The sequence below is a fragment of the Syntrophorhabdaceae bacterium genome, assembly GCA_036504895.1.
GTDB lineage: Bacteria > Desulfobacterota > Syntrophorhabdia > Syntrophorhabdales > Syntrophorhabdaceae > PNOM01.
In genome coordinates, this window is sequence record DASXUJ010000075.1 from 73,842 (window position 1) to 92,042 (window position 18,201).

The following is an 18,201-nucleotide window of genomic DNA, read 5'->3' on the forward strand; positions in this document are numbered from 1 at the left end:
TACCTGCGGAGGGTCCCCATTTCCATCCTTTTCGCGGGGCAGGACCGGCCGGCCCCGATCTAATGTGTGGCCGTCGTGGGTAAGGTGATCAAAAAATATCGTCTTCCTTCCCATTTTTTATTTATTATGATATTATTAGACCACGTGATGCAAGACCGATCCCACAAATTATTTAAGAGCGGCTCAAGCTTCACCATATTGTTGCTTCTCTTCGTTCTTTTTCCCCTCTTCCTTTCCGCAAACGACGATATCACCGCCAAGGCGTATATCCTTGTCGAGAAAGATACATTCAATGTCATCGCGGGACGCGATTGGGACCGAAGGCTCCCTCCGGCCAGCACTACGAAAGTGATGACCACCATCGTCGCCATGGAAAGGTTGAACGGCGAAGAGGCCATAGTGCCGGACAGCAACGTACTGAAATTCCCCCGCTCGAAGCTGCACCTCGTTCCCGGAAGCAGTTACACCTCCATGGACCTTATAAAGGGCGCCATGATCGAGTCGGCTAATGACGCGGCGTATACTCTCGGCGCCTATGTGGGCGGCTCGGAAGAGAATTTTGCCCGCCTCATGAATGAGAAAGCCCTCGCCATCGGCGCACGGAACACCAATTTCAAGAATGCCTCGGGTCTTTATGTGGAAGGTCAATATACAAGCTGCTACGACCTCGCCCTCATGTTCCGGTATGCCCTGGCAAAGGATAAATTCAGGGAAATAATAGGCACCAAGTATTTCCTCTTTCAGGACCGCCAGAAAGCCACCCGCTACCGGAATCACAACAGGTTCCTCTTCTGTTTCGAGCCTGCGGTGGGAGGCAAGACGGGCTTCACCCAGGTTTCGAAGCATACCTATGTCGGAGCATTCGAAAAGGATGGTAAAGAGTATATCCTCTCCCTTCTGGCGAGCAGGGACCTCTGGGGAGATTCGATCCGAATTCTGAAGAACGTCTTCGAGGAGCTCCCCTCGGATCGGGAGATACGGCTTGCCAAAGCCCACGCCATTACCCTCACCTCCTATAGACAAAAGAGTGAGGTCCCACCTTCCTTAAAAATCAGCAGCGAGAAGAAAAAACATATGGTGAAGAAGAAACAATCTGTCAAAAAGAAGCGGGCAGGAAAGAAAAGCAAAAAAATTACACGGGTGTGATGAAGCGCTGGTGGCTGCTTTTCATAATCCTTCTTTCTTTCCTCCTCCCACTCAATGGATATGGCCTTTCTGTTGAGGAAGAAAAGAAGTACGGGAAAGAGGTCTATCTTCAGATAGCCCAGAGCATACCCGTCAATAATGACATCTACATCTCCTTTTATCTCCGTACCGTCACCGACCGGCTCGAAGCAGCGACAAACCTCGATATGCCCATATTCTTCACGGTGATCGATTCCATCTCCCTCGATGCCTTCGCTACGATTGGGGGTTATGTCTTCATCACTACGGGACTCATTGCAATGACCGATTCCGAAGAGGAGCTTGCAGGGGTACTGGCACACGAGTTTGCCCACATATCGAAACGGCATGTTTCAAAAGCCATAGAAAAAAATAAAATCAGCAATTGGGGCACCATCGCGACGCTCCTCGCCGCCGCGATCATCCCGAGCCCCATAGCAAAATCAGCCATAATGGCCACGGGCCTTGCGGGAGCGCAGCAGGTGGCAATATCCTATACGAGAGAGAATGAGGAAGAGGCGGACAAAGTGGGCGCTACCAACGCCGACAAGGCCGGTTACGGCGGATTGGGGACCGCGGAATTCCTGAAGAAATTGCGTGCCACTTCCGACAACAGGCAGGTCCCCCGCTATCTTCTCACTCACCCCTACCACAGCGAAAGGATCATCAAAATCGAACAGGATTGGAGGGGGAGTAAATGCCGCCTCGATACATCCTTTTACCCCTATCTCGTGGCGAGGGCCCAGATCCTCCATGGCACCGCGGGTCTCGGCATGGAAGAGATATGGATTGCCCGGAACCTTCGGAATAAAGAGGACCCCGTAAGCGCCTATGGCGCGGCCCTCGTCTATTCCCTTAAAGGAAATGAGGAAGAGGCAATAGCACTCGCCCGGACCATCAAGTCGCCTTACAGGAACCTGTTCCTTTCCGAGGTGCTTATCAATGCCCGGAGATTCAGCGAGGCAATCGCACTTCTGAAAAATGAGATGAATCCCATAGCCCGATATTTCCTCGGCAGGGCATATGAAGGGAACGGCGATCGCGAATTAGCCGTCTCAACGTACAAAAGCCTCTTCCGTTATGCGGATATTTATCCCGAGCTTTATAAAAGGGCAGGAATGATTTCAGGCATGATGGGAAACGAAGGTGAAGGCTACGAAGACCTCGGCCGATATTATCTGATCAATGGGAACATGGATCAGGCCCGGATCAGCTTCGAAAAAGCGGTGAACAAGTACGGCATCAACAGCGCACGGGCAAAAGAGGTAATGAAAATCCTCGACAAACTCCCGAAAAAAGGCCGGACCGGATAGGTCCGGAGCGTTCCGGTAATTAACAGAAGTTCCTCGTTCAATCGATCTACCCGATCAGCCCCTGAGGCTCTGTTCAGAAAAAATTATGCGAAGCAGGTAGCCGCTTTTTCCATCTTTGCCCTGATATTGAGCCCGTGGACGCAACGTGCTTTGCACACCGCACAGCCGATACATACCGAGGGGGATGCCTCTTTGCCGATCTCTTTATAAGTCGACCGGGCAAGCTCCGCACTCCCATAGCCCTCCAGGTACATGAGACTCCTGTTGACCGTGCTTATCGCCACGTGTCCGGGACAGGTGGCTTCACAATCGGCGCAAAGGCGGCAATAGATACCCTCTACCGCGTGTGAATATCGTGTGAGTATCCGGGCGTCGGAGGCGGTGAATTTCATGCCCATAACCGCCGTATCCTCCTCCACCATGGCCATGTCCTTCATCCCCGGGATGGCGGCGGTCACATTCTGATCGAGAAGAGCCCATTTGAGGGCAGCCTGATGGGGACTCAACGGGCCCAAAGCCTCAGTCTTGTATCCTCCCGCCTGAGTTTTCATGGCGATTACGCCCACACCGGTTAATGCAGCCCGGGCAATGGCTTCCTTGATCCCGGGAGGGCTCTTGAAATTATACCCTACCGCAACGGTGTCGTAGAATTTCTCCGGATCGGCGGCCATGGCATTGAGGACATCCGCCTGGTTCGTATGGGTCGTGAGGCCGACATACCTCACTTTCCCCTGCGCGCGAAGACCCTTGAGTACTTCCCGTGTCTCACGGGCAAGGGCACGGGCCTTGCTGTTGCTATCCACATTGTGGAGCTGAATGACATCGATATAATCGGTCCTCAATTTTTTGAGGCTCGTCTCCACGTCCGCGGTAATATGTTCCGGAGAGATCCAGGCTGCTTTTGTGGCTAGAAATACCTTGTCCCTTCTGCCCTTGAGCGCCCTGCCCACGATTTCCTCATTTCTGCCGTTCATATACCTGCGGGCCGTATCGACGTAATTGATGCCGCGATCGAAAGCCGCTTCCATAACCTCATGGTCCTGGGTGAGCATGGCCTGTCCTACATAATAATACTATAAGCCAGGAATTGCGGAATTTTTCCGGCAGATGGCGAGATCGTCTCTTTTCGCAGTTGACTTTGCCAAGGGATGGAGAGAATAATTATGATACCAATGCAAGGGGCGCTCAAATGTGCGGCCCGAGTTCGGACTACCTGCCCATAAGATATACCTGAAGGAGATGCTATGAGAAACATAAAGAAGGACAATGGGGGGAGCAACAAAATCCGCTCCTCTTCTCCCCTTTCCCGGATGCGCCGGACAGGCACCGATCCCGAGGTGCTCAAACTCGATTTTTTGGAGCACCTCAATTATACCATGGGGAGAACCCTTGAACTCGCTACATTACATGACTATTACATGGCCTTTGCGTATACCGTCCGGGACAGGCTGCTCGGCCGCTGGCTCCATTCCATAAAACATCATATGAATAACAAATCACGCTTTGTCGGATATTTCTCCGCGGAATTTCTCGTCGGCCCCCACCTGGAAAATAACCTCATCAACCTGGGGATGTACGACTGCGCCCGTAAGGCCCTGGCCGGACTCCATATCGATCTCAAGGCATTGATCGAAGCAGAGAAGGAGCCGGGCCTCGGGAGCGGCGGACTCGGCCGGCTCTCCGCGTGCTATCTCGATTCTCTCTCCACCCTTAACATACACGCGATCGGTTACGGCATACGGTACGAATTCGGTATATTCGATCAGGAGATCAGGGACGGCGGACAATCGGAGAAGACCGATAAATGGCTGAGCCGGGGGAACCCCTGGGAGATCATTCAACCCGAGCTGAGCCAGGAGGTAGGGCTCGGGGGCTACACGGAAATCTTGACGGACGAGAAGGGGGAATACAAGGTAAAATGGGTCCCTGCGAAGATGATCAAGGGCGTGCCCTATGATACGCCGATCACCGGGTACGGGAGCCTTCTCTGTAATACCCTTCGCCTCTGGAAGTCCGAGGCCATCGAATCTTTTGATTTCCAGGACTTCAATGTGGGCAATTATTACGAAGCCGTGGAGGAGAAGGTTACCTGGGAGACGATCACCAAGGTCCTCTACCCGAATGACGAGCCTGTAACCGGCAAGAAACTCCGTTTCGTGCAGCAGTACTTTTTTGTCTCCTGCTCGCTCAAGGACATGCTCAGGGTCTTTGGTATTTTCGGCGTCTCTCCTCAAGAGTTCCATGACCGTCTCTCCATACAGCTCAATGATACCCATCCCTCTATCGCGGTGGCGGAGCTGATGCGGCTTCTCGTCGATGAATATGAGGTGGACTGGGATAGGGCATGGGACGTGACCAGGCGGACCTTCGCCTATACCAACCACACTCTCCTGCCCGAGGCGCTCGAGACATGGCCGGTATCTATGTTCGAGGAGATCCTCCCGCGCCACCTGGAGATCATTTATGAGGTCAACCGCAGATTTCTCGGTCTGGTGCGCCTCAGATTTCCGGGAGAAGAAGACCGGGTCCGCCGTATGTCTCTCATCAATGAATCAGGGGAGCGCTTCGTGCGCATGGCCCACCTTGCCTCGGTGGGGAGCCACGCGATCAACGGGGTTGCCGAGCTTCACAGCGAGCTCCTCAGGCGTGACCTGCTCCGCGATTTCGCAGAATACGACCCGGCTCTTTTTACGAACGTGACGAACGGGGTCACTCCCCGGCGATTTCTCCTTCTCAGCAACCCCCGCCTCTCCCGCCTTATCACCTCGGCTATCGGCGATGGATGGATCACCGATCTCCAGGAACTCAGGAAGCTCGAACAACATGTGAATGATAAAGCCTTTCTTCACAAGTGGCGGGCAGCCAAGAGGGCGAACAAAAAGGACCTTGCGGCCCTGGTGAAAGAGCGCTGCAATGTGACGATCGACCCCTCGTCCCTTTTCGATATTCAGGTCAAAAGAATCCACGAGTATAAAAGACAGCACCTCAATATTCTCCACATCCTCACTCTCTATAACCGCATCCTTGCGGACCCGGATGAGGAGATTACCCCCCGCACGTTTATTTTCGGCGGAAAAGCCGCCCCAGGGTATTATATGGCGAAGCTTATCATCAAGCTCATTCATTCGGTGGCGGACGCGGTACACGGAAATCCCGTAGTAGCGGATAGGCTGAAGGTCGTATTCTTTCCCAACTTTAATGTGAAGAACGGCCAGAAGATCTGTCCCGCCGCCGACCTTTCGGAGCAGATATCCCTTGCAGGGAAAGAGGCCTCAGGAACGGGAAACATGAAGTTCACCATGAACGGCGCCCTCACCATCGGGACCCTCGATGGGGCAAATGTGGAGATACGGGAAGAAGTAGGTTCCGAGAATTTCTTTCTCTTCGGCTTAACTACTCCGGAGGTGGCCGAGGTTCGGAGCCGCGGCTATATACCGCACTCTTATTATGAAGCCGACGGGGAGCTGAGAGCGGCAATCGATCTCATATCTTCAGGCTTCCTGTCCGGGGGTGACCCTGCGCCCTTCCAGGCCCTCGTCCAATCCCTCCTCGGCAGCGACCCCTATATGGTCCTCGCCGATTACCGGTCCTATATCGATACTCAGGACAAGGTCGGCAAAGCATTCAGGCACGGGAACCGCTGGGCGAGAACGTCCATCCTGAATACTGCCCGGGCGGGAAAGTTTTCTTCCGACAGGGCGATAAAGGAGTATGGGGAGCGCATCTGGAACGTGAGTCCCGCGGCAGCCGGCCGTCTGAATGCGCCCCCTCATCCCGCGGAGGGCCCTGTGCTCATCGGCCATAGGAAGGACATAAAAAATCTTTGACCGAATTCCACCACGTCTCTTCCTGTCTTAGGTTAGAGAAGGATGGGGACGGAGCTTACAAAAATTTTTCAGGATTTTGTAAAGAACGAGAAAACGGGCGGCTTCGTGCTCGTCTTCTCGACCCTGGCATCCATTCTTGTTACGAATACCCCGCTGGGCGTTTACTACAGGGGATTCTGGGATTACAACCTTCAGATCACGCTGCCCTTCACGACCCTGAGCCACAGCATCGCGGAGTGGATAAACGACGGGGTAATGACGGTTTTTTTTCTCCTCGTGGGACTGGAGATCGAAAGGGAGCTTTACGCCGGGGAGCTGGCACAGCCCAGAAAGGCGGTCCTCCCGGTAATGGCAGCCATTGGGGGAATGGTGGTGCCTGCCCTGATACATCTCGCTTTTAACACAGGCGCCCCTACGCAGGCGGGCTTCGCAGTTCCCATGGCAACGGATATCGCCTTTTCCCTCGGCGTCCTCTCCCTCCTCGGTCGAAGGGTCCCCGTTTCTTTGAAAGTGGTTCTCACCGCCCTCGCCATCATCGACGATCTGGGCGCCATACTCATCATCGCCTTCTTCTATGTACGGGCATTTTCATGCTTATCGTTGGCATGCGCCCTGGCCATATTCGCGCTCCTCATCGCCTTGAACAGACTGAACAACAAGATCATTTCGATCTATCTGGTCGCCGGAGTGTTTATGTGGTTCTTTATGCTGAAATCAGGAGTTCACCCCACCATCACGGGCGTATTGCTCGCCTTTGCAATCCCTTACGGCAAGGGTAATCAGTCCTCACCCTCTTACAAGGTAGAGCGGTTTCTCGACAGGCCGGTGCCTCTCATAATCGTCCCCCTTTTCGTCCTCGCCAACACGGCAATTCTTTTCTCTCCCGGCTGGTATGAAACGCTTATGGACCGTAACACGTGGGGCATTTTCCTGGGGCTCCTTCTGGGAAAACCGGTCGGTATTATGCTATTTGCCTTTCTCGCCGTAAAATTGGGTATGGGAAGGCTGCCCGGCGACCTCGGGTGGAGGCATATAGTGGGCATGGGGCTGCTGGGAGGGATCGGTTTCACCATGTCCATATTCATCACCAACCTGGCCTTCGGTGATCCGGTGTTGGTCAGAAATTCCAAAGTGGCTGTTTTAGCCGCCTCCGTGGCCGCCTCTCTTTGCGGTCTCTTTCTGCTATATTCCGCAAAACGTATACGGGTCCGGGAGGGCCGATAAAATAGTCCCTGAGGTCTCTGTTAATCGGCGCGAAGGAGGGAACTCGCCAAAGGGTCCGCACTGTGATATAGTAGGGCATCCGCCTTTTCGGGGCAGAGATAATCACCGCAGAAGGAGACGGCAGATGGTGAAATGGGACCCTGTTCGGTATGCACAATCGTCTTCCGCTCAGGTAGCCTGGGCAAAAGAGATAGTAGAAAAACTCGACCTGACGGGAAAGGAGCATATCCTCGATCTCGGATGCGGGGACGGCAAGGTGACCGTGGAGCTTCTTAGCCACGTGCCCTCAGGCTCCGTCACCGGCATGGACAGCTCCGCCGAAATGATATCTTACGCAAAGGAAACTTATCCCCCCGAGCTTTATCCCGGCCTTTCCTTTATTCAGGCCGACGCCCGCACCTTCGCCGTTGACCGGCAGGCCCACCTCGTCTTCTCGAGTGCGGCCATCCATTGGATAGACGACCAAAAGTCCGTGCTGAAACGTGTCCATGGCGCGCTCCTGACGGGCGGAAGACTCATCGCCACCACCGGGGGAACGGGAAACGCCGCGGGGATCATTGCATCGGTAACCGAGATCACGAAAAGGCCTTTATGGGCCCCTTACTTTGCCGGGTTCGAAGCCCCTTACTTTTTTCGCGGACCTGAGGAATATTTCCAGTGGCTGAGGGCCGCCCGGCTCACACCGCTAAGGGTCGCCCTCGTTGAAAAAGAGATGGTCCACAAGGACCGCGCCGGGCTTGCCGCCTGGGTGAGGACCACCTGGATGCCTTTTACCGAGAGGATACCGGAAGAGGGGCGGGAAGAGTTCATCAAGGAAGTAGTGGACTGCTATATCGACACCCATCCCGTGGACGAGACGGGCGCGACCCACGTGAAGATGGTCCGCCTCGAAGTGGAAGCGATCAAGGAATAGAAGGGATAAGGCCCGGGTTTCCGGGCCGCGAGAGCCTTCTTTAGTATTCGTACGGGGTAGGCACTTTCTTTGCCTTCTCCTGGCTCTTCCAATATTCGATACGCTCCTTCACGTACGAAAACCACCCTTCAACTTCTTTGTCGCCATAACCTTTCGCAACGAGATCCTTTTTGAATTCCGCGATGACGGGCTGGGCAGCGCTTACCCATCTGGCCGATTCCGCGTCAGTGAGAGGTACGAGCTGGCCTCCCTGGCTTTTCAGGAACTGGACCCCTTCTATCTCGATCTCATTCCATTGGACCGCCCATTTATCCTTGAAATCATTGGCGGTTTCCTGGAATATCTTCTTAATGTCCGCCGGAAGGGCGTTATACTTGTTCTTGTTCATGACTACATAGAAAGTATATGAGGTGCCGATTTTCCAGCACGTGGTGGCGTGCCTGATAAGCTCGCCGATCTTGAACCCCTTGAGCTGCTCCATGGGGCCGAAATTGCCGTCGATCACCTTTCGCCTGAGCGACTCGTAGAGGTCCACCATCTCGATCGGCATGGGAGTGGCGCCGAGGGTCTTCACCAAGTCTCCGATCCTGCCCGTGCCCCTGATTTTCAATCCCTTCAGCTCCTCCAGGTTCCGGACCGGTTTCGTCAGGGTCTGAAGCACGGCCGGAGGAGAGGTGCTGAACATGAGAGGCACGTAATCATTCCATTCTTTGGGTTTAAACTTATCGTAAAAGTCGTTGGCCACATGGGTGCTCACGTAGGCGCTCGGCGATCCGATGGGGAGTTCCATCAGTTCCATCACGGGAAAACGGCCGCGGGAATAGGCGCAGTGGGCAAGCCCGATATCGGCGATCCCCGAGTTAACGCCTGCCGCCATCTTCGGGGCGGTGAGGAGGGTTCCTCCCGAGTAGTAGGAGATATCTACTCTTCCTCCGGTCCGTTTTCTGATCTCGTCTGCGAACTCTTTACCGAAGATCGTGTTTTTGTGCACGACGGGGAAATAATTCGCGAACTTGAGCTTGATCGGTTCCGCTGCCTGGGCCGCGCTGAAAAAACCGGGGAAAAGCAAAAGTGCACTTACCAGAAGCCACAGTCCTTGTCTTTTCATTTTCTACCCCCTTTTCGCTCAATTGTGGTCGGTTCGATAACCTTTTCAGGCGCTCGATCCTTAGGGAAGCGGTTTTTATCCTTCGAGCTTTCTTCTGATATCCTCCTTCAAGACCTTTTTATCCGCCTTTCCTATATTGGTAAGGGGGATCTTATCGATGAACTCCACCCTTTCCGGCAGCTGGAGGACCGAAGCCCCGCAGCCCTTGAGATAGGTGATGAGCTCGCCGAAAGTGAAGGAGCCGCCCTCCCTTACCCTTATATAGGCACATATTCGTTCTCCCAGCGCCTTGTCGGGCATGCCGATTACCGCCACGTCGGCCACGTCGGGATGGGAGCTGATCAGGCGCTCGATACCCACCGCGCTTATCGTCTCTCCGCCCCGGAGGATCGTCTCCTTGATCCTTCCGGTGATTGTAATTATCCCTTTTTCGTCCACTTTTGCCAGATCACCGGTCTTAAAGAAACCTTCGGAAGTAAAGGTCAGCTTATTATCCTCCGCTGATTTAAAATAACCGGTGAAGATATTAGGTCCTTTCACGGTGAGTTCGCCTTCATGGCCCGGCGGCGCCTCCTCACCGTATTGGTCGAGGATCCTTATCTCGGCATAGGGGCAGTCCTTTTTTCCGACCGTGGTGCAGACCGTCATGAGGTCCATGGAGAGCCGGGTCATTGCCCCCGGGCCCTCGGCGGAGCCGAAGGCATTGACGAATTTGCAGCCCAGCCTGTCGTAGATGCTCTGGACGAGCTCCGGGGTGCTCGGCGCGCCGCCCGCGTAAATCTTTCTTAACGAGCTGAGGTCATACTCTTTCAGGTTTTCGAGGCCCACCATCCGCTGGACCAGGGCGGGCACTGTGGGAAAAGCGGTAACCCTCTCTCTTTCAATCACCTTGCAGATATCCGCGGCCTCGGTGGAATCGGTAAGCACATATTTGGCGAAGTTGAAAAATGCACCCCCCACCCCGTTGTGCATGGCCTGTGCATGGCTCACGGGCGCAACGGTGAGGACCACGTCGTCGCTTGTCATTTCCCACGCCCGTGAATGATATTCAACGCTTGCGATATAGTCATTATGAGTCCTGGGCACTGCCTTGGGAAGACCTGTGGTGCCCCCGGTGAGGAGTATCATCGATACCTCCATGGGGTCCGGCCGCCTTGCCTTAAGGGCCGCTACGTTCTCTTTGGAGAGGTTTACCTTCTCTATGAGGGTCTCGAGTGGAATAAACTCATCATGATCCGGCGATCTCACCGATATGAGGCGGGTAAGGTCTTTATACTCCTCCCTGACTCTCGCGAGCATGGGAAGGAATTCGATGTTCCTGTATCGTGCAGGCCCTATCCACGCGGTGGGATGGGTAAGACCGCAGACGTGCATGATTTCCGCAAGGCCGTGGCGGGCAATGAGCAGGACGGGGATAGCCCCGATTTTTTGAAGGGCAAAGAAAGTGACCACGTATTCGTGCCAGTTGGGGATCTGGACGAGCACGAAATCCTTCTCCCCTATTCCGAGGTCCATGAAGCCTATTGCCAGGCGGTCCACCTTTTGGCGTAGCTCTTCATAGGTGAGACGGGACGTATCGTCGACGAGACCTACCTTATCGGGATAAAGGTCGGTTGCCTTGTCGAACATATCGCCCCATGTGAGGCCCAGCCAATACCGGTATTTGGTGTACCTTTCCGCGTCTTGGGGTCTGTAATGCTCGAATCCTTCTATGGCCATGGAAACCTCCCCTGGAAAAGGATAGTCGCGCTAAAATACGAAAAGATCGAGGCCGCCCATCAGTTCATGACCGCGCCCGTCATATAGGAAGCCCGGTCGGAGACTACGTAGGCCACGGCATCGGCGATCTCCCCGGGGGCCGCGGGCCTCCGGAAGGCCGTCCTCCTTTCGATGGCCTGGCGCGCCGACTCGGGAAGCTGATCGTGGCAATCGGTGGCCGATATTCCGACGAGTACACTGTTGGCCGTAATATTAAATCTCGCCCCCTCCAGGGCAGCGGACTTTGCAAGGGCGATAAGCCCTGCCTTGGCAGCCCCGTAACTCGACTGCCCGGCGCCGCCCATCACACCCGCCACGGAGGTGATATTGACGATCCGGCCATACTTGCCGGCGCACATCGAGGCCCACGCCTGCTTAATGCAGTAAAAGGCGGAATTGAGGCAGAGCTTCACCTCATAATCCCACTCTTCGACCGTAGTCTTTGCGATACTGATATTGTGGCCCATAAGGGCCGCATTATTCACGAGGATATTCACGTGACCCAGCCCTGCCCCTATTTCGGCAAAACCTTTCGCCACGTCCGCGGCGTTACTTGCATCCATCTCCACCGCCATGGACCGTCTTCCCAGCGCCTTGATCTCCTCCGCGACCGCCCGAGCGCCCTCCATGTGGTGAAAGCCCGTTACTACCACGTCAGCGCCGTCTCGCGCGAGTGCAAGGGCGGAATACCTTCCGATACCTTTGGGCATTGAAGCGCCCGTAAACAGTGCCAGTTTTCCTTCCAAAGACATGGGAACCTCCGCGGGGTAATTTAATGTAAGCCTTTCAAGACCGGTTTTCTTCATCAAATACTCCCGTCAAGGACAGGACGGGAGTATTTCGAGAGAACCGCCTTGCGGCACGTATATAGGGACAGGTCCTCTCATTCAGGCGTGCACCCCCTCGATCCAATGTGCCGTCCGGCCTGAATTAGGTTCTCTCGATGAAACTCTAGTTTGCTCTATAAGACCATTGTTAGCATTCTGATGGTATATTGTCAAGTGAAACTTCAAGAATGGGGTAAATCTGTCGTGGATTCGCACTACGGCGGATATTGATATTTCTTGTGTGGGGATTCGTGTCTGCGGTGGAGAGGGGACCCGCAGGTCCCCTCTTATCGGCTATTTCTTGTATTTTTCTTTCACATAGGCCATGGCTTCGTCCATTGCGTTTACGGTAATATCGAGGTCTTCTTCGGTATGACGATAGGCGATATAGCCGTGGTGGTGAGGGGTAAAGAAGATGCCCCTTCTTATAAGCTGGATGAAAAAGTCGTCTCTCTTCCCCTTATGGTCTCCTGATTCTTCTCGTTTAAAGGTAACGAAGAACATGGGTGCCACACCGCTCAGCTCGGCGCCGCAGTCATACTTATCTATTATAGCCTGGATTCTCGCGAGAAGCCGGCCGCCTTTTTCCCAGATATTACCCAGTACGTTATCTCTTTCAAGGATCTCGATGGTTTTAAGGGCAGCAATATAGCCGTCGCTGTTCGGGAAAAAGGTGGAGGAGATAAAGAGTTTGTGAGCCGCCGCCATCATGACCTCTTCCTTTCCGGTTACCACGCTGATGGCATACCCATTCGCCATGCCTTTGCCGAGGACGACGAGGTCGGGGCTCACCTTGTAGCGCTCCTGCGCTCCTCCCATAGAGAGCCGGAACCCCGTGCGGACTTCATCAAAAATGAGGATGGAGCCGTATCTCCGGGTAATATCACGGACCCCTTCCAGGAAACCCGCCTGGGGCTCTTCCATCTTCTGGTGAAGGGGATGACCGAAAGGCGTCATGATCACCGCCGCAGTCTCGCTGCCGTGTTTCCTCATCAGCTCCTCGAGCTGAGGGAGATTATTGTATCTGAACTCGAAGATATCTTCGTACAGCTTTTCGGGTATTCCCCCTTTCATCTCCACGCACCAGTCGTGCCAGCCGTGGTATCCGCACCGTATCACCTTGGTCCTGCCTGTGTGCGCCCGCGCGATACGGACCGCCGCGGTCGTGGCGTCGGAGCCGGTCTTCAGGAATACGCTCGTCTCCGAACAGGGGACCATCTCCCTCAGTTTTTTCGCAAGCTCGTTCTGATACCGCTGAGTAAGGGTAAAACAGAAGCCTTTATTCTTTATCTGGCTTATGACCGCGTCATCGACTTCCTCTTCTCTGTATCCGAGGATTATAGGGCCGTAGCCGCAGAGGAAATCGATATACTCGTTGCCGTCTACGTCGATGAGCCTGGCGCCTTTCCCGGATTCCAGGAATATTGGGTATTCCCCTTCGATAAAGTCGCTCGGTTTTCGTGCCCCAAGGACGCCCCCGGGGACGAGCCCTTTCGCCTCTTCAAAAAGTTCGACGCTTTTTGTTATGTTCAGCTTCTTCACTTCTTTCATAGAGACTCTCCTTCAATTTTTTTGACGACGGGCAGTTGTCTGTTGCCATATGTCCCCGGTGAAGGCTCCATCCGGCCCGGCTTACACCATGAGGAGGGATTCGATTGTTTCCGTCTGATGAATTTTCGCCCCCCTCTGAATCAGGGCTGCAAGGAACTTCTTCGGCTCTACACACCCTTCGGGGGCGACGACGCCTTTTTCGGTGATCTCACGGGCATCGAGCATAAGGGCTGCAATCGCTGCGGGAAGTCCCGTGCCCGGCGCCATCCTTCCCACGATATCGGCGGTATAGGTCACTTTCATCCCCTGCCTCTCGCCCCTCACGATCACTTTGAGACCCGAGGCAAAGGGGCCGTTGTCTCTCCCTTTGGGGATGGTCTCCCACATTTTAAGAGCGAGATCGTAGGGCGTTACCTTGACGCCCTTCACCTCTATTGGCTCTTTGCCGAGGAAACCCGTCTCCTTCTGCTCTTTTATGAGCTCATCCACCCATCCCGGAATGAGGGCGCCCTTGATCACCACATTCTTCACGCCTTTTATATATTTAGGGATAGTGAGAGGCTGAGGGTGTCCTACATAGCGGAGCGCACAGGTGCCAAGAGGCTCCAGGAAACCGGCAGTCTCTACCTCGGCCCCGCCTTCTACATATTGGAGCGAGCCATCGAGGTACTGGGGGATCTTCCCGAGGGTCATGTGCAGGCTGTGGTCCCAGGCGGCCCCGGCAAGCTCGGCGATACTCACGACCCAGTAGAGGGCGACATCGTCGACACGGTCGAGCTGGTCGGCGTACCACTTGACGATCACGTTGTTGGTGCCCGGATCGGAGCCCATGCCGGTAAGGACGGTGATACCCGCCTCTTTCGCGGCCTTGTCTATATCGGATTTAAAGAGGATATCGGTTGCCTCGTAATCATCGCAAATATCTATATAATTTACCTTCGCCTCCACGGCGGCCTTCGCAACCGCCACGGCAGTCTTATAGAAAGGGCCCGCGCAATTGACGACCACGTCCACGCCGCGAATCGCCTTCACCATGCCGGCATGGTCGTTTACATCAACCTTGATGAGCGATATCTTCTTGCTTGCCTTCAGCTTCTCCTGTACCCTTTCGGGGTCAATATTGATATCTCCCAAAACTACCCGCGTGATCTGCTCCTGTTTGATGAGGTCCCGCGCGACCCCCTGTCCCATGCCCCCTGTTCCGCCGATTATCAATGCCTCCATTCGCCCTCCTAGTATTGCATACGGTATACCATAATAATAAAAGAATGTTATCTCAAATATGGAGAGCTGTCAAACAAAAAAGACGTGCTCCGGGGAAGGCGGACTGCCTCTTTTCAGAGGCGGACGATTTCGAAAGAGTCTCCGGTTATTCTTTCGAGCCGTCGCGGCCCCACCTTCACGTCGATCTCTATTCCGATTGCTCCATGAGGAGGAAGGACGAATTTAGGCTCGAAGGCGAAGACCATTCCTTCTTCGAGGATTGTGCCGTGCCGTGCGGTGATGAAGGGCAATTCGTTAATTTCAAGACCGAGGCCGTGACCGATAAAAGAGACCTGCCCTTCTCCGCTGCCCATAAAATAGTGTTCAAGACCTGCGTTTTTCACAATGCGGAGCGCCCTCGCGTAGAGGTCCCTGCAATCGACCCCGGGGGCGCCGTAGGAGAGGAGGTCTTCCAGGATCTCGTGAGCCGCGTCATAAGGCTTTCTGAAAAGCTCTTGAAGCTCTCCCACCACGAAGACCCTCGTCTCGTCCGTGGTATAGCCGTGATATCCTCCCCCATAATCGATGGTGACAGGGACCCCCTTCTCGACCTTCTTGAAGGATGAGCCGATAGGGACCGCGGGCGTGACACCCATCCCCGTGATGGGCGAATCGGCGTAGGTCGTGGTTATGGCGCTGCTAAAGCCGGCCTGGACAGTAATCGTCATCATCTCCTGGTTTATCCCCCGCATCCGGAGAAACCCCTGATGGCCCAGCCTCCTGCCTTCGGCGGTAAGGGCAGCATCGATCTCAAGCTCCGTAATCCCTTCCCTGATCACATCCTTTGCCTTTTCGAAGACACGGGTCATGATGGAGCCGGACTTTCCGATCTGATCCAGCTCGAAAGGGCTCTTTATTGCTCTCAGTTCTTTCACGGAAGGGGCAACATCCGCGTGGCGGGTAAAGCCGAGGAGGCCCTTCAGTCGCTCGTAAAGCGCCACGGGGAGAACATCAAGCTCGAGCCCCGCGACACCTTTAATGATCCCTTCCTTCTTCAGGATTTCAGCGCCCTCCCTGTCGCTCCCCACCGTGATGAAGGGCAACGGCGTCTCGGCCCTTGCCCTTTCAACGCTTTTTTCTATCAGAAGAATGGGGTCCCGGCCAGGCGCTACGGCAAGGACGCCTTTCTGCAGGGTACCCGTAAAATAATACTTATCCACATTCTGGCAGATAAGGGCAAAGTCGATCCCTTCATCCGCCATACGCTTCTTCAGGCAGTCAATTCTGCCGCGAATCTCCTCCTGAGGCACCGTTTCACACGGTTCATTTTCATTCATGGATTTGGGTCTCCCGGATCATATGGTATCAGCACGGGCACCGTCGCGGCCATAACTCATGCTTCCCTCCTAACGGGCCGAAGCAGCCGCGGACGCAGGGACTGCCGTGCGGGCAATCTCCACTGGAACGCTCAGATCCCGGCTCTGGCCCGGAGCAATGGCAAGGAACTCATCCGGCTTCAGCCTGGAAGCAGTACGGAACTTGGAAAGGGAGGTCACCGCGTCGTCAAACCCATCCCATCCAAGCTGGAAGACCCTGAAATGGGCCGCAATACTGACCCGTGCCCCCAGGTCCACATGGGCCCTGACTGCTTCTTCAGGTCCCATGTGGACGCTCATATAAGCTGGACCCGGATCACCCTTCGGCTGAGGCGGTCTGAAGGGTGCGATAGGGAGAAGCGCCGCCCGTATGGGTCCGAAACGGCGTCCGATCTCCTGAAAATGCGGCCCATATCCCGTATCTCCGGCATAATAGACGCTGCCGGAAGGCCCGGATATCACAAACCCTCCCCAGAGGGTCCTGTTTCGGTCCCACAGGGTACGTGAAGAAAAATGCTGTGCAGGGACCATAGTAATCATTACTCCCGGTCCAAGCCTAACCGACTGCCACCAATCGAGCTCGTCTACGCGCGAGATACCGGCGCTCCGTACAAGATCGAGATTACCAAGAGGCACCACGGCCTTCGACGCACCTCTTTCGCTCAACCGCCGCAGGGTGGGCAGGTCGAGATGATCGTAATGGCTGTGAGAGACGAGCACCACGTCCAGGGGAGGCAGATCCTCGAATTTAAGGCCGGGCTTCTGCCGCCGCTTCGGGCCCGCCCAGGATACGGGACTGCAGCGCTCCGACCAGATCGGATCGGTTAAAATATTCAAACCGTCCATTTGAATAAGAAATGTGGAGTGGCCGACCACGGTGATGCGGAGGGTACCCACAGGCACGCGCGCGGCAGGACGGGGCGCAACCGAAACGTCAACCTCCTCCGGCCAGTCCGGCACATCCCGACCAAAAATAAACCGCCACAGCCACCAGGAGCCGCCTCGCCGTACCGCAGCGGCAGTCCCCTGCACCGAGGCAGGATTAAAAAACCGCTCCCCATCAAAATGGTCCGAAACCCAGCCAGCCCGAGCCCCCGCCTCATTCCCACTGGTAGCGCACCCGCCAAAAAAACAAATCCCTCCAAAAACCAAAAGCACTATACACAACGCGAGGCCTATTTTACAAGTAAACCACCGCCTCCCGCGCAACTCCCCAAGTCGTTTCATACCTGTAATCTAACACATTTTTGCAGTCCGATCGCCATCTTATGGGCGCAAAATTAGCCTCAGTCACTCTAAAGTATATTCTAGCTTTTAGATTATCTTACGTCGTTAGGCCCATAGCGGGCTGATTTCTTTCTCAGATCGAGGCGGCAAGGAGGAGCCGACGCAGGCGTACCTCAGGTACGTCAAGGAAAGCGACAACGCAGCCAACGAAGAGCTGAGGAAGAAGGCAGCCCAGAGTACACACCCCGTCGCCTATTCTTTCGTCCCGTGAGGCGGCAAGGAGGAGCCGACGATGGCGTATTTATAATACGTCGAGGAGAGTGACGACGCAGACAACGAAGCGGGGCGGAAGAAGAGGCGACGGGGCTAACCGAAGCGGTATTGGATGCCGTAATCCCCTCTGGGATAGCTCCAGTTCAGCGCCCCCTCCTTACACGCCACAAGGCAGGTGCCGCATTCGAGGCAGCCCGCATACTCCACCACCATCTCGTCGTGCTCTTCATTATAAGAATAGAGGTGGGCGGGGCAGACGAAGAGGCAGGGGCGAAGATCGCAACGGGACCTGCATATCTCGTGGTTGATGGTGATGTGGCTCTCTTTGTCGGTCTTGAACGCATCGAGGGCGAGTTTCTCTTCTATCTTCATATGTGTCTGATCCTGTAGAGGTCTTTCAATCTTTTGAGACTTAGGAGACCGGAGGACTTGAGGGT

General features: G+C 54.8%; 14 protein-coding genes. 5 read left to right on the top strand and 9 right to left on the bottom strand.

All coding sequences use genetic code 11. The annotated features are described in order from the left end of the window. The first annotated feature begins 147 nt into the window (after positions 1 to 147). Complete coding sequence (locus VGJ94_10690; protein ID HEY3277077.1) at positions 148 to 1,146, top strand: serine hydrolase; 999 nt, start codon at positions 148 to 150, stop codon at positions 1,144 to 1,146. Further along, positions 1,146 to 2,477, top strand: a complete 1,332-nt coding sequence (locus VGJ94_10695; protein ID HEY3277078.1) for a M48 family metalloprotease — start codon at positions 1,146 to 1,148, stop codon at positions 2,475 to 2,477. Before VGJ94_10690 ends, VGJ94_10695 begins: the two co-directional genes overlap by 1 nt. 83 nt (positions 2,478 to 2,560) lie before the next feature. On the opposite strand, the gene VGJ94_10700 is transcribed toward VGJ94_10695, so the two are convergent. After that, on the bottom strand, positions 2,561 to 3,529 hold the full coding sequence (locus VGJ94_10700; GenBank protein HEY3277079.1) for an aldo/keto reductase: 969 nt from the start codon (positions 3,527 to 3,529) through the stop codon (positions 2,561 to 2,563). 192 nt (positions 3,530 to 3,721) lie between these two features. Between VGJ94_10700 and VGJ94_10705 the strand changes: the two genes are divergently transcribed. The 3 genes from VGJ94_10705 (at position 3,722) to VGJ94_10715 (ending at position 8,441) form a co-directional block, all read left to right on the top strand. Next, positions 3,722 to 6,304 (top strand): glycogen/starch/alpha-glucan phosphorylase, encoded by a 2,583-nt coding sequence (locus VGJ94_10705; protein HEY3277080.1) that lies wholly within the window; start codon positions 3,722 to 3,724, stop codon positions 6,302 to 6,304. Between the two features lie 42 nt (positions 6,305 to 6,346). After that, positions 6,347 to 7,528, top strand: a complete 1,182-nt coding sequence (nhaA, locus tag VGJ94_10710) for a Na+/H+ antiporter NhaA (GenBank protein ID HEY3277081.1) — start codon at positions 6,347 to 6,349, stop codon at positions 7,526 to 7,528. A gap of 124 nt (positions 7,529 to 7,652) precedes the next feature. After that, on the top strand, positions 7,653 to 8,441 hold the full coding sequence (locus VGJ94_10715) for a methyltransferase domain-containing protein (protein HEY3277082.1): 789 nt from the start codon (positions 7,653 to 7,655) through the stop codon (positions 8,439 to 8,441). A 40-nt stretch (positions 8,442 to 8,481) separates the two neighbouring features. Here the strand turns inward: VGJ94_10715 and VGJ94_10720 are convergent, their stop codons facing one another. From VGJ94_10720 to VGJ94_10755, 8 genes are all read right to left on the bottom strand, one after another. Continuing rightward, entirely contained in the window at positions 8,482 to 9,549 is a 1,068-nt protein-coding gene (locus VGJ94_10720; protein HEY3277083.1) for a TRAP transporter substrate-binding protein, read from the bottom strand. A 75-nt stretch (positions 9,550 to 9,624) separates the two neighbouring features. Further along, positions 9,625 to 11,268 carry an AMP-binding protein gene (locus VGJ94_10725; GenBank protein HEY3277084.1) on the bottom strand — a complete coding sequence of 548 codons (1,644 nt, stop codon included), beginning with the start codon at positions 11,266 to 11,268 and terminating at the stop codon, positions 9,625 to 9,627. A 59-nt stretch (positions 11,269 to 11,327) separates the two neighbouring features. Further along, on the bottom strand, positions 11,328 to 12,113 hold the full coding sequence (locus VGJ94_10730; protein ID HEY3277085.1) for an SDR family NAD(P)-dependent oxidoreductase: 786 nt from the start codon (positions 12,111 to 12,113) through the stop codon (positions 11,328 to 11,330). A gap of 315 nt (positions 12,114 to 12,428) precedes the next feature. Then, complete coding sequence (locus VGJ94_10735; protein ID HEY3277086.1) at positions 12,429 to 13,685, bottom strand: aminotransferase class III-fold pyridoxal phosphate-dependent enzyme; 1,257 nt, start codon at positions 13,683 to 13,685, stop codon at positions 12,429 to 12,431. An 81-nt stretch (positions 13,686 to 13,766) separates the two neighbouring features. Then, the gene (locus VGJ94_10740) at positions 13,767 to 14,909 is read right to left on the bottom strand and encodes an SDR family NAD(P)-dependent oxidoreductase (GenBank protein ID HEY3277087.1); all 1,143 of its coding nucleotides are present in this window, start codon (positions 14,907 to 14,909) and stop codon (positions 13,767 to 13,769) included. Between the two features lie 113 nt (positions 14,910 to 15,022). Beyond that, positions 15,023 to 16,225: a Xaa-Pro peptidase family protein gene (locus VGJ94_10745; GenBank protein ID HEY3277088.1), complete on the bottom strand. Its 1,203-nt coding sequence runs from the start codon at positions 16,223 to 16,225 to the stop codon at positions 15,023 to 15,025. Positions 16,226 to 16,294: 69 nt separating this feature from the next. Beyond that, positions 16,295 to 17,161 (bottom strand): MBL fold metallo-hydrolase, encoded by an 867-nt coding sequence (locus VGJ94_10750; GenBank protein HEY3277089.1) that lies wholly within the window; start codon positions 17,159 to 17,161, stop codon positions 16,295 to 16,297. A 696-nt stretch (positions 17,162 to 17,857) separates the two neighbouring features. Next, positions 17,858 to 18,136 carry a 4Fe-4S dicluster domain-containing protein gene (locus VGJ94_10755; GenBank protein HEY3277090.1) on the bottom strand — a complete coding sequence of 93 codons (279 nt, stop codon included), beginning with the start codon at positions 18,134 to 18,136 and terminating at the stop codon, positions 17,858 to 17,860. Positions 18,137 to 18,201: the final 65 nt, after the last annotated feature.

What these genes read in the sequence shown, in the direction of transcription:
- VGJ94_10690 (HEY3277077.1), top strand. Translation starts at nt 148, where the DNA reads ATGCAAGACCGATCCCACAAATTATTTAAGAGCGGCTCAAGCTTCACC.
- VGJ94_10695 (HEY3277078.1), top strand. Translation starts at nt 1,146, where the DNA reads ATGAAGCGCTGGTGGCTGCTTTTCATAATCCTTCTTTCTTTCCTCCTC.
- VGJ94_10700 (HEY3277079.1), bottom strand. Translation starts at nt 3,529, where the DNA reads ATGCTCACCCAGGACCATGAGGTTATGGAAGCGGCTTTCGATCGCGGC.
- VGJ94_10705 (HEY3277080.1), top strand. Translation starts at nt 3,722, where the DNA reads ATGAGAAACATAAAGAAGGACAATGGGGGGAGCAACAAAATCCGCTCC.
- nhaA (HEY3277081.1), top strand. Translation starts at nt 6,347, where the DNA reads ATGGGGACGGAGCTTACAAAAATTTTTCAGGATTTTGTAAAGAACGAG.
- VGJ94_10715 (HEY3277082.1), top strand. Translation starts at nt 7,653, where the DNA reads ATGGTGAAATGGGACCCTGTTCGGTATGCACAATCGTCTTCCGCTCAG.
- VGJ94_10720 (HEY3277083.1), bottom strand. Translation starts at nt 9,549, where the DNA reads ATGAAAAGACAAGGACTGTGGCTTCTGGTAAGTGCACTTTTGCTTTTC.
- VGJ94_10725 (HEY3277084.1), bottom strand. Translation starts at nt 11,268, where the DNA reads ATGGCCATAGAAGGATTCGAGCATTACAGACCCCAAGACGCGGAAAGG.
- VGJ94_10730 (HEY3277085.1), bottom strand. Translation starts at nt 12,113, where the DNA reads ATGAAGAAAACCGGTCTTGAAAGGCTTACATTAAATTACCCCGCGGAG.
- VGJ94_10735 (HEY3277086.1), bottom strand. Translation starts at nt 13,685, where the DNA reads ATGAAAGAAGTGAAGAAGCTGAACATAACAAAAAGCGTCGAACTTTTT.
- VGJ94_10740 (HEY3277087.1), bottom strand. Translation starts at nt 14,909, where the DNA reads ATGGAGGCATTGATAATCGGCGGAACAGGGGGCATGGGACAGGGGGTC.
- VGJ94_10745 (HEY3277088.1), bottom strand. Translation starts at nt 16,225, where the DNA reads ATGAATGAAAATGAACCGTGTGAAACGGTGCCTCAGGAGGAGATTCGC.
- VGJ94_10755 (HEY3277090.1), bottom strand. Translation starts at nt 18,136, where the DNA reads ATGAAGATAGAAGAGAAACTCGCCCTCGATGCGTTCAAGACCGACAAA.